10 protein-coding genes are annotated in these 14,558 nt (G+C 73.2%); 7 read left to right on the top strand and 3 right to left on the bottom strand.

Features of this window, described 5'->3' with window-relative positions; all coding sequences use genetic code 11:
- Nucleotides 1-41: 41 nt before the first annotated feature.
- Nucleotides 42-905, bottom strand: coding sequence for an alpha/beta fold hydrolase (locus ABZ453_RS18755; protein ID WP_359016051.1), 864 nt, complete (start codon nucleotides 903-905; stop codon nucleotides 42-44).
- Nucleotides 906-1,300: 395 nt separating this feature from the next.
- On the opposite strand from ABZ453_RS18755, the gene ABZ453_RS18750 reads away from it, so the two are divergent.
- Complete coding sequence (locus ABZ453_RS18750) at nucleotides 1,301-1,717, top strand: cobalamin B12-binding domain-containing protein (protein ID WP_095753645.1); 417 nt, start codon at nucleotides 1,301-1,303, stop codon at nucleotides 1,715-1,717.
- 113 nt (nucleotides 1,718-1,830) lie between these two features.
- On the opposite strand, the gene ABZ453_RS18745 is transcribed toward ABZ453_RS18750, so the two are convergent.
- Complete coding sequence (locus tag ABZ453_RS18745) at nucleotides 1,831-3,459, bottom strand: DUF5691 domain-containing protein (RefSeq protein ID WP_359016050.1); 1,629 nt, start codon at nucleotides 3,457-3,459, stop codon at nucleotides 1,831-1,833.
- Between the two features lie 161 nt (nucleotides 3,460-3,620).
- Nucleotides 3,621-4,976: an SWIM zinc finger family protein gene (locus tag ABZ453_RS18740; protein ID WP_359016049.1), complete on the bottom strand. Its 1,356-nt coding sequence runs from the start codon at nucleotides 4,974-4,976 to the stop codon at nucleotides 3,621-3,623.
- Between the two features lie 133 nt (nucleotides 4,977-5,109).
- Between ABZ453_RS18740 and ABZ453_RS18735 the strand changes: the two genes are divergently transcribed.
- The 6 genes from ABZ453_RS18735 to sucD all read left to right on the top strand — a co-directional run bounded on the left by ABZ453_RS18735 (nucleotide 5,110) and on the right by sucD (nucleotide 14,498).
- Nucleotides 5,110-6,249 carry an AAA family ATPase gene (locus ABZ453_RS18735; RefSeq protein ID WP_359016048.1) on the top strand — a complete coding sequence of 380 codons (1,140 nt, stop codon included), beginning with the start codon at nucleotides 5,110-5,112 and terminating at the stop codon, nucleotides 6,247-6,249.
- Nucleotides 6,246-8,774 (top strand): DUF5682 family protein, encoded by a 2,529-nt coding sequence (locus ABZ453_RS18730; protein WP_359016047.1) that lies wholly within the window; start codon nucleotides 6,246-6,248, stop codon nucleotides 8,772-8,774. The genes ABZ453_RS18735 and ABZ453_RS18730 overlap by 4 nt, the downstream gene beginning before the upstream one ends.
- Nucleotides 8,775-8,970: 196 nt before the next feature.
- A complete protein-coding gene (locus ABZ453_RS18725; protein ID WP_359016046.1) occupies nucleotides 8,971-10,137 on the top strand; it encodes a VWA domain-containing protein in 1,167 nt (388 codons plus the stop codon).
- A gap of 184 nt (nucleotides 10,138-10,321) precedes the next feature.
- Nucleotides 10,322-11,560, top strand: a complete 1,239-nt coding sequence (locus ABZ453_RS18720; RefSeq protein ID WP_359016045.1) for a hypothetical protein — start codon at nucleotides 10,322-10,324, stop codon at nucleotides 11,558-11,560.
- Between the two features lie 844 nt (nucleotides 11,561-12,404).
- Nucleotides 12,405-13,586: an ADP-forming succinate--CoA ligase subunit beta gene (gene sucC / locus ABZ453_RS18715; protein WP_240863542.1), complete on the top strand. Its 1,182-nt coding sequence runs from the start codon at nucleotides 12,405-12,407 to the stop codon at nucleotides 13,584-13,586.
- A gap of 27 nt (nucleotides 13,587-13,613) precedes the next feature.
- A complete protein-coding gene (sucD, locus tag ABZ453_RS18710; RefSeq protein WP_359016044.1) occupies nucleotides 13,614-14,498 on the top strand; it encodes a succinate--CoA ligase subunit alpha in 885 nt (294 codons plus the stop codon).
- Nucleotides 14,499-14,558: the final 60 nt, after the last annotated feature.

Genomic DNA, 14,558 nt, shown 5'->3' with positions numbered 1-14,558 from the left:
AAACGGTTTTCCGGCGGCCGTGGATCGGCTGTTCGGGGGTCTCACGCCACCGTCAGACCGCCGGTGGAGGCAGCGGCCGCGGCGCCGGACCCCGCGGCGTCGAGGGCCTGGCGTATCCCCGTCGCGACGGCGGGGTGCACGGGCAGCGCCAGATGGCCGATCCCGCTCACCCGTACGTTCTCCACGAGCAGGTCGGGATGGTCGATGCAGGCGCTCTCCAGCGGGTCCATCAGATGGTCGAGGTCGCTCCAGAAGCTCACGAAGTGCGTACGGCACCCGGGCGCGGGCCGGCTGAGCTCCTCGAGCAGCTCCGAGCCGGGGCGCATCTGGCGCACGATCGGGTGCGCGTTGGCCAGCGGCGCCACCCGGGTGCCGGAATGCGGGGTGCCGAGCGTGACGAGGGTGCGCACACGCAGGTCCCCGCCGAGCCGCTGCACGTAGTACCGCGCGATCAGCCCGCCGAGGCTGTGCCCCACGACGTCGACCTGGCTGCTGCCGGTGCGCTCGCAGATCTCCTCTATGTGGCGGCCCAGCAGCTCCGCCGCGGTGCGTATGTCGCAGGTCAGCGGCGAGTAGTTCAGCGACTCGATCTGCTGCCGGCCGTGCTGGATGAGGCTGCGCCGCAGCAGCAGGAACACCGAGCGGTTGTCGATGAAGCCGTGCAGCAGGACGACCGGGGGCTTCGCCTCGGTCGGCAGCTTGGCCGTGCCGTCGGGGGAGGGAAGCGCGGCCGGTGTCCGGCGTTCCGGGGTGATGCCGGAGGGATAGAGCAGGAGGTGGCCCGCGAGGATCGCGAGTTCCAGGGCGGTGGCCTTCAGCAGGGCCAGGGAGAGCCCCGCCAGCCTGCTCGGGAGCAGTCGCTGGCAGAACGGGAGAAAGGGCTGCACCGCCTTGGTGACCGTCATGGCCGACCTCCTGTCGGCACACTGGAGGACGCCTGTGTCCCCCGTGTGCCCTCGTGGATAGCCTCGACGAAGACGGTCGACGGCGCGACTGAGGGATGCGTGGGGTCGCTGCTGCGCCCCGCGTGCCCTTCCAGCCGACGCCGAAACGCCTCACCGCCACGACGCGCGGCCTGCGGCGCGGTGGTGCGGCGACCTCGTTGCGGCTCCCGTTGCGCCTGTTCCCGCCGGAACGGTGCGCGGTGAACGTGTCCCACCGTGTGATTTCCCCCTCGGTCCGCACCGCGAAACTGCCGGTTGCGGGATGCTGTCGATAACGTTCGTTCACTTTCCGGGCCGATTCGGGTACCCCTGTACTCGTCGGTAGGAATGAATGCAGTCGCTTCATGGAGGCAGTGATGGGTGTGGCAGCCGGTCCGATCCGCGTGGTGGTGGCCAAGCCGGGGCTCGACGGCCACGATCGAGGGGCCAAGGTGATCGCGCGGGCGCTGCGCGACGCCGGTATGGAGGTCATCTACACCGGGCTCCACCAGACGCCCGAACAGATTGTCGACACCGCGATCCAGGAGGACGCCGACGCGATCGGGCTGTCCATCCTCTCCGGTGCGCACAACACGCTCTTCGCCGCCGTGATCGACCTGCTCAAGGAGCGGGACGCGGAGGACATCCTGGTCTTCGGCGGCGGGATCATCCCCGAGGCGGACATCGCCCCGCTGAAGGAGAAGGGCGTCGCGGAGATCTTCACGCCCGGGGCGACGACGCAGTCGATCGTGGACTGGGTCCGGGCCAACGTCAGGCAGCCGGCCGGAGCCTGAGCCCCGGTGCGGTACCGGTGCGTGGGAGCGCGCGGACCTGGGGGCCCTGCCCCCAGACCCCTCGCCGGCCCGAAGGACCTCGCCCTCTGACGCCCGGCCGGTCGCGGGAATCCCTAGGCCGCCCCCGCCCCCAGCTCCTGAGCCATCGCCGCACGCAGGCGCAACGTCGTGACCAGGCGCTGGAACGCCTCCGCCCAGTACCCGCCCGCTCCCGGCGACGCGTCCTCGTGCTCGTCCGGTACCGCCAGCAGGCCGTCGAGCCTGCTCGCCTCCGACGGGTCGAGGCAGCGTTCGGCCAGGCCCATCACTCCGCTGAAGCTCCATGGGTAACTCCCTGCGTCCCGAGCGATGTTGAGGGCGTCGACCACCGCCCGGCCGAGCGGCTCGGCCCAGGGCACCGCGCACACCCCGAGCAGCTGGAACGCCTCCGACAGCCCGTGCGCCGCGATGAACCCGGCAACCCAGCCGGCCCGTTCGGCGGCGTCCAGCGTGCCGAGCAGCTTGGCGCGCTCGGCCAGGGACACCGCCCCCGGTCCGCCGGCCTCCGGGGCCGAGGGGGCGCCCAGCAGCGCCCGCGCCCACTCCGCGTCCCCCTGCCGTACGGCCGCCCGGCACCACGCCCCGTGCAGTTCGCTCTGCCAGTCGTCCGCGACCGGCAGGGCCACGATCTCGCGGGGCGTCCGGCCGCCGAGCCGCGCGGACCACGTCCGCAGCGGTGCCGCCTCCACCAACTGGCCGAACCACCACGACCGTTCACCCCGTCCCGCCGGTGCCTTCGGCACGACACCGTCACGCTCCATGCTCGCGTCGCACTCGTGCGGGGCCTCGACGGTGATCGTGGGTGTCTCGCGTGTGCGGTCCACGGCCACGCACGCGCAGGCTCGCACCGCCATCCGCTCGGCGAGCGCCGAGTCCGGCAGCGCGGAGAGCAGCTCGGCCGCCGTCGCGCGCACGTTACGGCTGCGATCCGCCAGCGCCTGCTCCAGGAACGGCTCGTCCTCGGGGCCCAGCCGCGTGCGCAGCGAGTCGAGGAACATCAGCCGGTCCTCGGCCCGCTCCGTCGACCAGGTCGTCGACAGCAGTTCGCGGGCGGCGGCGGGCTCGCGCGAGCGCAGGGCACCGAGGAGGGCGACCCGCTCGGCGAACAGCCCCTCCTGCCACAGCCTGCGCGTCTGCTCCTCGTCCTGGGGACGGGGCAGCGCCGCACCGCCGCCCGGGGTCGCGCGCAGCGCGAAGCGCCAGTCCGGGTTGAGCCGGGCCAGCCAGGTCGCGCGTGGCCCCGCGAACGTCAGCGCCGCCGGACGCAGGTCCGTACGGCCGCGGGCCGCGTCCAGAAGGGCGGGCAGCACCTGCGGGGGCGGGGCGAAACCGCGCGCGTTCGCCGCCGCCAGCCACTGCGGAAGCAGCTCCATGAGGTCCGGCGCGGTGCCCCTGCGGCCACCGGTAGCGGTGCCGGGGCGGTCGGCCAGGAGCAGCGCGAGTCTGCGGGCCGCCGCGGGCGGCAACGGGGGGCGAGGGTCGTCGGGGGCGGGCACGGGACGCTCGGCCGCCGGGGCGGGGCGCAGGCCGGCCCGCCGTCGTACGGTCTCCAGGGCGGCCGCGTCCAGCAGGGCGACCGGTGCCTCGCGGCCCGCGGTGCCGCCGGGCGGTGTACGGCGCTCCGTCCCGAGCAGGGCGGCCGTGACGAGTTCCTCCCAGACGCCCGGAGCGGGCGCATCCACAGGTGTGGACGTCCTGTTCATGCGGTTCCTTTCCCTGGCGTGCCCGGGAGTGGTTGAAGGCTCAGTCGGTTGCGGGTGTCCCGTGGGACGGGATGTATCCATGGAAGAGGTGATGAAGCGGTCGGCGGGATTCTCCGCGGACGCCACCCGGGCGTGCCGCGGACGGCGGTCGTGGCCGCCGCTCAGCACAGCCGGACCGCCTCGCCCTCGCCCTCCGGCCAGGCCGTCAGCGGTGTGAAGCCCCGGTGACCGCACTCGCCGAAGACCTTGACGGGGGCGCCCCCCGACAGCGCGACCAGACGCCAGAGGCCGGGCCGGGACCGGGCGCTCGGGGTCAGGGGCAGTGCCGTGTCGCCGTCGGCGTCCGCGAGCTGCCAGGAGTCGCCGGCCGGGGTCGGTATGACGCGGTCCAGCGTGACGGGGACGGAGTCCAGCCATGGGTCGCCGCACAGGGCCGTGCCGTAGTGGGCGGCGGCCTCGGCCGTCGTCATGCCCGGCGGCCGTACCGGTGTCGGCGCCGGGGGAGCGAACTGCTCGCCCAGGGAGGCGCGCTGACGGCCGCCGCCCGGATACGCGGACACCTCCGCGTCCAGGGCCAGGCCCACCGGCAGCGCCAGTTCGGGAGCGCGGCCCGCCGCTCCGTAGGACAGGATCAGCGCCGTGCGCCGCGAGTCGGCGCCGTGGAGCCAGATGCGGCGGGTCGTCAGACGGGCGTCCGCCGTGTCGTACTGGGCCAGGACCAGCCAGTGATCCCGCAGCGGCGGGCCGTCCGCCGTGCCGGGCAGGCCGATGCGGGAGCGGACCGTCGCCGCCAGACCGTCCGGCAACTGCTCGCGCCGCAGCCAGCCCTGGTCGAGGAGGTGCAGCAGCGCGCACTCCTCCAGCAGACGCACGGGCCAGCCCGGTCCGGACCCCGGGATCGCCCCCAACTCGCGCACCCGCGCCGCCAGTCCGGGCGCCTGGGCGTCGACCATGCGGGCCGCCGTCTCCTCCCACAGCCCGTATCCCGCCCCTTCCGCGCCGGCCAGGCCGCCGCGCAGCAGGTCCGCCAGGCGCTGCTCCAACTCGGTCGCGCCCGCGGTGACCCGCTCGGCCCGCCGCTCCGCCCGGCGCCGGGCCGCCTCCGGATCAGCGGAGGCCGAAGCGGCACCGGAGACGTCCGCCGCCCGCTTCTCCTCCGTCCGCTTCCTTCTCCCCTCCATCCACTGCGCCGCCCAGTCCGGCGGACTGCCCGTCGGTACCGCGGCGTCCTCGCCCGCCCAGAGCAGCAGCAGCCCGAGCGCGTGCTTGCACGGGAACTTGCGGCTCGGACAACTGCACTTGTACGCGGGCCCCGTCGCGTCCGCGATGTCGACGACCGTCTGATACGGCTTGCTGCCACTGCCCTTGCACAGCCCCCACACCGTCCCCTCGTCACAGCTCCCCGCCTCGGACCACGGCCCCGCCGCGCCGAGTTTGCTTCCCGCTTTGCGTGACGCGGCGTCAGGCGCCAGTGCCAGCACCTGCTCCGCGCTCCAGCGCACCCCCTGCTGAGTCATGTCCCCGACGGTAGATCCCGCCACTGACAATCGGCCCTCCGAGGGCGTTTGCACAGGTCACATCGCATTGTCAGTGGCGTGGTGCACGGTGGGTGACAGATCCGAACCGGCCGAGCTGGAGGGGGCCTCAGCCATGTCTGTGTCCGTGGAATCGACGACCGTCGAAGCAGCCGAAGTACAGGTGGAGGAACCGGCCGAGGCGTTGCGGCCGCACGCCGAGGACGCCTTCGCCGGTGAACTCGCCGCGCTGGCGGCGCAGGACGACCGGCCGCGCCCGGCCCGCTGGAAGCTGTCGCCGTGGGCGGTGGCCACGTATCTGCTCGGCGGCACCCTGCCGGACGGCACGCTGATCACACCGAAGTACGTGGGCCCGCGCCGCATCGTCGAGGTCGCCGTCACCACCCTCGCCACCGACCGCGCCCTGCTCCTGCTGGGTGTGCCCGGCACCGCCAAGACCTGGGTGTCCGAGCACCTGGCCGCGGCGGTCAGCGGCGACTCCACCCTGCTCGTGCAGGGCACCGCGGGTACGCCGGAGGAGGCGATCCGGTACGGCTGGAACTACGCGCAGCTGCTCGCCCACGGCCCGAGCCGGGACGCCCTGGTGCCGAGCCCCGTCATGCGGGCCATGGCGGAGGGGATGACCGCGCGGGTGGAGGAGCTGACCCGTATCCCGGCGGACGTCCAGGACACGCTGATCACGATCCTGTCCGAGAAGACGCTGCCGATACCGGAGCTGGGGCAGGAGGTCCAGGCGGTCCGCGGCTTCAACCTGATCGCCACCGCCAACGACCGCGACCGCGGGGTCAACGACCTCTCCAGCGCCCTGCGCCGCCGCTTCAACACGGTGGTGCTGCCGCTGCCGGAGAGCGTCGAGGCCGAGGTCGACATCGTCTCCCGGCGCGTCGACCAGATCGGCCGCTCCCTGGAGCTGCCCGCCGTGCCCGACGGCGTCGACGAGATCCGCCGGGTCGTGACGGTCTTCCGCGAACTGCGCGATGGGGTCACCGCCGACGGGCGGACGAAGCTCAAGTCGCCGAGCGGCACGCTGTCGACGGCCGAGGCGATCTCCGTCGTCACCAACGGGCTGGCCCTGGCCGCCCACTTCGGGGACGGCGTGCTGCGGGCCGGTGACGTCGCCGCGGGCATCCTCGGCGCCGTCGTCCGCGACCCCGCGGCCGACCGGGTGATCTGGCAGGAGTACCTGGAGGCGGTCGTCCGCGAGCGTGACGGCTGGACGGACTTCTACCGGGCCTGCCGGGAGGTGAGCGCGTGACGAGTCAGGGGGGCGGCCGGCCGTTGCTGCTCGGGGTGCGGCATCACGGGCCTGGATCGGCGCGGGCGGTGCGCGCGGCGCTGGACGCGGCCCGGCCGGACGTCGTGCTGATCGAGGGGCCGCCCGAGGCCGACGCCCTCATCCCGCTGGCCGCCGAGGAGGACATGCGGCCGCCGGTCGCGCTCCTCGCCCACGCCGTGGACGAGCCCGGCCGCTCGGCCTTCTGGCCGCTCGCCGAGTTCTCCCCGGAGTGGGTGGCGATCCGCTGGGCCCTGGCCCACGAGGTCCCGGCCCGCTTCATCGACCTGCCGGCGACCCACACGCTGGCGTGGGGGCAGGACGGGACCGAGGGGCCGACGGAGCGGAAAGCCGACGGGGCCGAAGGAGAGGGAGCGGAGGGGGTCGAGGTCGTCCAGGGCGGCGACTCCGCGGAGGCGGGAGCTGCGGACGTCCCGGGAACGGGACCTGTGGACCTCCCGGGAAACGGCCCCGATGCCGCCTCCGAAGTCGACGTGCGGATCGACCCGTTGGCCGTGCTCGCGGACGCTGCCGGATATGACGACCCCGAGCGGTGGTGGGAGGACGTCGTCGAGCACCGTGGAGTGGGCGAGAGGGACGCGTTCGCGCCGTTCGCCGTGCTCGAAGAGGCGATGGGGGCGCTGCGGGAGACGTACGGCGTCGGCGGGCGGGACCGGGACCTCGTGCGCGAGGCCCATATGCGGCTCCGGATGCGGGCTGCCGAGCGGGAGTTCGGGGACGGGGTGGCCGTGGTGTGCGGAGCCTGGCATGTGCCCGCGCTGCGGGAGAGGACGCCCGTCGCGGCCGACCGGGCGCTGCTGAAGGGCCTGCCGAAGGTCAAGGCGGACATGACATGGGTGCCGTGGACGCACCGGCGGCTGTCCCGGGTCAGCGGGTACGGCGCGGGGATCGAGTCGCCGGGCTGGTACGGGCATCTGTTCGCCGCCCCGGACCGGCCGGTCGAGCGGTGGATGACCAAGGTGGCCGGACTGCTCCGGGAGGAGGACCGGCTCGTTTCCTCCGCGCATGTCATCGAGGCGGTACGACTGGCCGAGACGCTCGCGGCGATGCGGGGGCGCCCCCTGCCGGGACTCGGTGAGACGACCGACGCCGTGCGCGCGGTGATGTGCGAGGGCTCGGACGTGCCGTTGGGGCTGGTGCACGACCGGCTGGTCGTCGGGGACGTGCTGGGAGAGGTGCCGCGGACGGCGCCGGCGGTGCCGTTGCAGCGGGACCTCGAGCGGACCCAGCGTCGGTTGCGGCTCAAACCCGAGGCGCTGGAGCGGGAGGTGGAGCTCGACCTGCGCAAGGAGACCGACGCCGGGCGCAGCAGGCTGCTGCACCGGCTGCGGCTGCTGGGCATCGGGTGGGGCGAGCCGGTCGCCTCCCGGGGGAGCACGGGGACGTTCCGGGAGACCTGGCGGCTGCGCTGGGAGCCGGAGCTGTCGGTGCGGGTGGCGGAGGCCGGGGTGTGGGGGACGACCGTGCTCGGCGCCGCGACCGCCAAGGCGGAGGCGGACGCGCTGGCCGCGCAGGGACTCGCCGACGTCACCGGGCTTGCCGAGCACTGTCTGCTGGCCGAACTGCCGCAGGCGCTGCCCGTGGTGATGCGGGTCCTCGCGGACCGGGCCGCCCTCGACGCGGACGTCGGCCATCTCGCCCAGGCCCTGCCCGCCCTGGTCCGCTCCCTGCGGTACGGCGACGTACGCGGCACCGACACCCGCGCCCTGGCCGAGGTCGCGGCGGGCCTGGCCGAGCGGGTATTCGTGGGCCTCCCTCCCGCCTGCGCCTCCCTCGACCAGGACGGGGCCGAGGAGATGCGCCGGCATGTGGACGCGGTGCACGGGGCGGTGGGGCTCCTGGCGGACGTACCCGACCTGACACACCCATCCACGGAACCCGCGCGGGACGTTGTGGACGACGCGGGTGGGCATCGTGGTCTGCGTGGGCGTTGGCGGGCCGTGCTGCGGGTGCTGGGGCTGCGGGACACCGTGCCGGGAGTCGTACGGGGGCGGGCCGTGCGGTTGCTGCTGGACGAGGGGGCGTTGGAGCAGGACGAGGCGGCGCGGCTCATGGGGCTCGTACTGTCGCCGGGGACGGCGCCGGGGGACGCGGCCGCGTGGATCGAGGGCTTCGTCGGTGGCGGCTCGGGCGGCGGGATGCTGCTCGTGCACGACGAGCGGCTGCTCGGTCTGGTCGACGCCTGGCTGACCGCGGTGCCGGCGGAGGCCTTCACGGACGTACTGCCGCTGCTCAGGCGGACGTTCTCCGCGTACGAACCGGGAGTCCGGCGCACCCTCGGCGAGCTGGTCCGCCGAGGACCCGGGCGGCAGCAGAGCACGGGGGCGGCCGGTTCCGGCATACCGGGCTTCGCCGCGGAGCTGGACGCGGAACGCGCCGACGCCGTGGTGCCGGTGGTGCGGCTGCTGCTGGGGCTGGACGGGACGCGGCAGGACGTGGAGGGGCGGCAGGACGTGGACAACGGCCTTGTGGGGGTGGCGGGATGACGCACGACGTACCGAGGCAAACGGACGGGGGAGTGATGGTGAGGGATGCCGTCGAGCGCGGGCGCCGAGAGGGGCGGCAGCTCGGCGGGCCTTCCGCACGAGGTGGCCCGGCGGCGGGCGTGGGGGTGGCCGACCGACCGACCGCTGTCGTCGTGGTCGTCCCGCTCTGGGACCGCCCGCGCGTGGGGGTGTGCCGATGACCGTGGAGGCGATGGACCCGGCGCAGGAGCGGTTGCGGCGCTGGCGGTTGGTGCTCGGGGGCGAGGCGGCCGACGGTACCGGATGTGTGCTGGCGGGTCAGGACGCGGCGATGGACGGGGCGTTGAGCGCGCTGTACGGGAAGGGGGACCGGCAGGGGCAGTCGGGGCGGGATCGCTCGGCGGGGCTCGGGGCGTCGGCGCCCTCGGTGGCGCGGTGGCTGGGGGACATCAGGACGTACTTCCCTTCCTCCGTCGTCCAGGTGATGCAGCGCGACGCCATCGACCGGCTCGGGCTCTCCACGCTGCTGCTGGAGCCGGAGATGCTGGAGGCGGTGGAGGCGGACGTGCACCTCGTCGGCACGCTGCTGTCCCTCAACAAGGCCATGCCGGAGACGACGAAGGAGACGGCGCGGGCGGTCGTGCGCAAGGTCGTCGAGGATCTGGAGAAGCGGCTCGCGACCCGCACCAGGGCCACTCTCACGGGCGCCCTCGACCGCAGCGCCCGGATCAACCGGCCGCGCCACCACGACATCGACTGGAACCGCACCATCGCGGCCAACCTCAAGCACTACCTCCCCGAGTACCGCACGATCGTGCCCGAGCGGCTCATCGGCTACGGGCGGGCGTCGCAGTCGGTGAAGAAGGAGGTCGTCCTCTGCATCGACCAGTCCGGCTCGATGGCGGCGTCCGTGGTCTACGCGTCGGTGTTCGGGGCGGTGCTCGCGTCCATGCGGTCGATCGACACACGGCTCGTCGTCTTCGACACGGCCGTCGTCGACCTCACCGACCAGCTCGACGACCCGGTGGACGTCCTGTTCGGCACCCAGCTCGGCGGCGGTACGGACATCAACCGGGCGCTCGCCTACTGCCAGTCGCAGATCACCCGGCCCACCGAGACGGTGGTCGTGCTGATCAGCGACCTGTACGAGGGCGGGATACGCGACGAGATGCTCAAGCGGGTCGCCGCGATGAAGGCGTCCGGGGTGCAGTTCGTGGCGCTGCTCGCGCTGTCGGACGAAGGGGCGCCGGCGTACGACAGGGAGCACGCGGCCGCGCTCGCCGCGCTGGGGGCACCGGCGTTCGCCTGCACGCCCGATCTCTTCCCCGAGGTGATGGCGGCCGCGATCGAGAAGCGGCCCCTGCCGATACCGGAGGCGGGGTGACAGCGGGCCGGGCACCGGGTGTTCGCTGACGATTTGTCGACCAGTCGTCGTCCGACTCGGAGCAGCAAAAGGGACATGACTACCCATCGGTAACGGAGGGCTTGCGCAACCTCCGGAGGGGCGTGCAAGGATCGACGCCTTCTCGACCGAGACCGTTCCGCAGCACGGGAGGATCGACCCCCTCTTGACCTGGCCAGCAGCCCTGCCCGGCACCGCTCTGCGCGTGATGCGCACGGCGGTTGTCCGACGTGCGCTGCAAGTGGCGCTGCTGGCGGGCGGGTTGTTCGTACTCGGGTTCCTCTGCGGGGAGCAGGCGCACGCGGCGGAGGGGGCGCCGGTGACGTCCGTACGGACGGCCGGGCCGCTCGCCGCGGAGGATGGCGTGCGGGCGGGCGGTGTGCGGGCGGATGGCCTGCGGCTGGGCGGCGTCGGGGCGGTGGCGGAGCGGGCGGTCGGCCGAATCGTCCAGGCGCCGGCCGCGCTCATCGACGGCCGGCCGGTGATCCCGGCCGCACCCCCGGCCTCCCGGGCCGAATCCCCGGCCCCGCCTCAGCCGGAGACTCCGGCCAAGCCTGGGCCGACGGCTCCCACGCACCCCTCATCACCGTCCCCGAGGCCCGCGAGCCCGGCCAACCCGACGCCGTCGAGCCCGAACCCCAACCCGGACCCACAGCCCACCGGAGCCACCCCCGACGCCCGGTCGGGCCGCCCGGCGCCGTTGCCCCCGGCCGCTCCCCTCACCCTCCCAGGCGCCGGTGACCAGATCCTCGGGTCCGCCGTCGACGGCCTCGTCCAGGGTGCAGGCGGGCACGTCCTGCAGCCGGTCGGCGGACTCGTCGTGGCGGTGACCGACGCGCTCGGAGAGGTGACCGCGCAGATACCGCCGCTGTCGTCGTTGCCGGCGCTCCCGGCGCTGCCGGTCGTCCCGACCCAGCCCGGCGCACCGTCGTTGCCCGGAGTGCCCGGAGTGCCCGGCCTGCCCCCGCTCCCCTCGGTGCCCAGACTTCCGACCGGCCCGGAGCAGACGCTGCCGGCGCCGGTTCCGCAGCCGGGTGACGGTGCGGGGCGGTCGGCGACGGGCGCGGGTTCCGCCGACGGCCGTTCCGGAGTGGCGGTGCGCGGGACGACGTACGGGCCGGAACCGGGCCTGGGCGCCGGTACGGCGCATGCCTCGGGCCCAGGCGGCGGACAGCGGAGCGACGTCACCGGGTACGTTCCGGTGCACCAGGTTCCCGGCGGTGACCCGACCGGTGAGCTGAGCAGCCGTAACGCCGTCGACGGCGGCACCTCGCGGCACGGCGACGCGTACGCCGTCGCGCTCGACCGGCGGGCGCCGCTGCGGCTTCTGGCCGGCGCCGCGGCCCGCGCCGACGTGGACGCCACCCGGGACAGGCACCGGGACGTTCCGGTTTCCCCCGCCTAGGGCGGCCCTCCCGCGCGGCTGACCCGCCGTGCGGGGGCGGTACAGGCCGCCCGCCGGTCCGGATCCCCGAAACCTCCGGACGGAGCCCGCCGACCCCCCGGCCCGCCGGTCCCACTCCCCGGAGCGTGACCGGATCCGGCGCCGGAAATGTCGCGGTGAGGCTCGGCGCCGTACGCCCCCCTCGACCACCCGACCGGTCACTCACTGCCGCCACAGGCGCGCTCCCGCCCCCGGCATCCGAAGCATCAGCGCCGGCGTCGCGGGACGCCACGGCATATGAGCGGTCCACCACGGTCGTACGCCACGGCATGCGACCGGCCCACCACCGGCGTCGTAGGACGCCCTCCTCCGGCGCGTGAGCAGCGCGTCGGGTCGCTGACTCCGTGAGGTGCGGGACACGGACGGCCGAAGCCGTCGGTCCGTCCGGTCGTGGCCGCGCGGAACGGGGCGGGTGGTTCCCATTGGGGTGGGAACCACCGGCCCCAGCCCCCAGGGGTGGCCCATTCGTGCCCCCGCGGGGCTGTTCAGTGGGCCTCACCGGGTCAACCCCAGCCCGGTGAGGCCCTTCCCCGCGTCCTCCCCCGTGGCCTTCGCGCTCTCCCCTCCGCCCTCACATTCGGCACCCCGTGCCAGTGATTCCGGCATCATGTGACAGGTATCACCGCTCAGGTGTGACCCTCGATTTAGGGCACCCCCGCAAGCGGAGATAACCTGCGAGACGGACATGCCGCGCGCTCGGACACCGTGTGCGCTTCCCCTGTGACCCATGCGGACGTCACGTTGCCCTTCGCGGCACGCCCACGCATCCAACGAACCGCGAGATCACTGATAGGGACGGAAGCGCGTGGACCTGTTCGAGTACCAGGCGAGGGACCTCTTCGCCAAGCACGATGTACCGGTGCTGGCCGGTGAAGTCATCGACACGCCTGAGGCGGCGCGCGAGATCACCGAGCGTCTGGGCGGCAAGTCCGTCGTCAAGGCGCAGGTGAAGGTCGGTGGTCGAGGCAAGGCCGGTGGCGTCAAGCTGGCCGCCTCCGCGGACGAGGCCGTCGCCCGTGCGACGGACATCCTCGGCATGGACATCAAGGGCCACACGGTCCACAAGGTGATGATCGCCGAGACCGCGCCTGAGATCGTCGAGGAGTACTACGTCTCCTTCCTCCTCGACCGCGCCAACCGCACCTTCCTCTCCATCGCCTCCGTCGAGGGCGGCATGGAGATCGAGGAGGTGGCGGCCACCCGTCCGGAGGCTGTCGCGCAGACCCCGATCAACCCCATCGACGGGGTGGACGAGGCCAAGGCCCGCGAGATCGTCGCGGCCGCCAAGTTCCCGGCCGAGGTCGCCGACAAGGTCGCGAACGTCCTGGTCAGGCTGTGGGACACCTTCATCAAGGAAGACGCCCTCCTGGTCGAGGTCAACCCGCTGGCCAAGGTCGCCTCCGGTGATGTGATCGCCCTCGACGGCAAGGTGTCGCTCGACGACAACGCCGAGTTCCGTCACCCCGACTTCGAGGAGCTCCACGACAAGGCCGCGGCCAACCCGCTCGAGGCCGCCGCCAAGGAGAAGAACCTCAACTACGTCAAGCTCGACGGCGAGGTCGGCATCATCGGCAACGGCGCCGGTCTCGTGATGAGCACCCTGGACGTCGTCGCCTACGCCGGTGAGAAGCACGGTGGCGTCAAGCCCGCCAACTTCCTGGACATCGGCGGTGGCGCCTCCGCCCAGGTCATGGCGAACGGCCTGGAGATCATCCTCGGCGACCCGGACGTCAAGTCCGTCTTCGTCAACGTCTTCGGTGGCATCACCGCCTGCGACGAGGTCGCCAACGGCATCGTGCAGGCCCTGAAGCTCCTCGAGGAGCGCGGCGAGGACGTCACCAAGCCGCTGGTCGTCCGTCTCGACGGCAACAACGCCGAGCTGGGCCGACAGATCCTCACCGACGCCGCGCACCCGCTGGTGCAGCGCGTCGACACCATGGACGGCGCGGCCGACAAGGCCGCCGAGCTGGCCCACGCCGCCAAGTAAGCACTCAGGACGAGGACACAACACACCATGGCTATCTGGCTCGACAAGGACAGCAAGGTCATCGTCCAGGGCATGACCGGTGCCACGGGCATGAAGCACACCAAGCTCATGCTGGGCGACGGCACCAACGTCGTGGGCGGCGTGAACCCGCGCAAGGCGGGCACCACCGTGGACTTCGACGGCAACGAGGTACCGGTCTTCGGCACCGTCAAGGAGGCCATCGAGGCCACCGGCGCCAACGTCTCGGTCATCTTCGTCCCGGAGAAGTTCACCAAGTCCGCGGTGGACGAGGCGATCGACGCCGAGATCCCGCTGGCCGTCGTCATCACCGAGGGCATCGCCGTGCACGACACGGCCGCCTTCTGGGCGTACGCCGGCAAGAAGGGCAACAAGACCCGCATCATCGGCCCGAACTGCCCCGGCATCATCACCCCGGGTCAGTCGAACGTCGGCATCATCCCGGGCGACATCACCAAGCCGGGCCGCATCGGCCTGGTCTCGAAGTCCGGCACGCTGACCTACCAGATGATGTACGAGCTGCGTGACATCGGCTTCTCCACCGCCGTCGGCATCGGTGGCGACCCGATCATCGGCACCACGCACATCGACGCGCTGGCCGCCTTCCAGGACGACCCCGACACCGACCTGATCGTGATGATCGGTGAGATCGGCGGCGACGCCGAGGAGCGGGCCGCGGCCTTCATCAAGGAGAACGTGACCAAGCCGGTCGTCGGCTACGTCGCGGGCTTCACCGCGCCCGAGGGCAAGACGATGGGCCACGCCGGCGCCATCGTCTCCGGTTCCTCCGGTACGGCGCAGGCGAAGAAGGAGGCTCTCGAGGCCGCGGGCGTCAAGGTCGGCAAGACCCCGACCGAGACCGCGAAGCTGGCCCGGGAGATCCTCAGCGCCTGAGGCCCATCCAGCACGAAGCACGACCGATGGGCCCGTTCCCGGGATGGGGACGGGCCCATC

It is taken from the genome of Streptomyces sp. NPDC005799 (assembly GCF_040630525.1).
Taxonomy (GTDB): domain Bacteria; phylum Actinomycetota; class Actinomycetes; order Streptomycetales; family Streptomycetaceae; genus Streptomyces; species Streptomyces griseorubiginosus_B.
The sequence above is the reverse complement of the archived record's forward strand: the minus strand, read 5'-3'. Positions and strand labels throughout refer to the sequence as shown.

Excerpts from the sequence above, each read along its gene's own strand:
- sucD (WP_359016044.1), top strand. The coding sequence starts at position 13,614 with ATGGCTATCTGGCTCGACAAGGACAGCAAGGTCATCGTCCAGGGCATG.
- ABZ453_RS18745 (WP_359016050.1), bottom strand. The coding sequence starts at position 3,459 with ATGAACAGGACGTCCACACCTGTGGATGCGCCCGCTCCGGGCGTCTGG.
- ABZ453_RS18750 (WP_095753645.1), top strand. The coding sequence starts at position 1,301 with ATGGGTGTGGCAGCCGGTCCGATCCGCGTGGTGGTGGCCAAGCCGGGG.
- ABZ453_RS18725 (WP_359016046.1), top strand. The coding sequence starts at position 8,971 with ATGACCGTGGAGGCGATGGACCCGGCGCAGGAGCGGTTGCGGCGCTGG.
- ABZ453_RS18740 (WP_359016049.1), bottom strand. The coding sequence starts at position 4,976 with ATGACTCAGCAGGGGGTGCGCTGGAGCGCGGAGCAGGTGCTGGCACTG.
- ABZ453_RS18735 (WP_359016048.1), top strand. The coding sequence starts at position 5,110 with ATGTCTGTGTCCGTGGAATCGACGACCGTCGAAGCAGCCGAAGTACAG.
- ABZ453_RS18755 (WP_359016051.1), bottom strand. The coding sequence starts at position 905 with ATGACGGTCACCAAGGCGGTGCAGCCCTTTCTCCCGTTCTGCCAGCGA.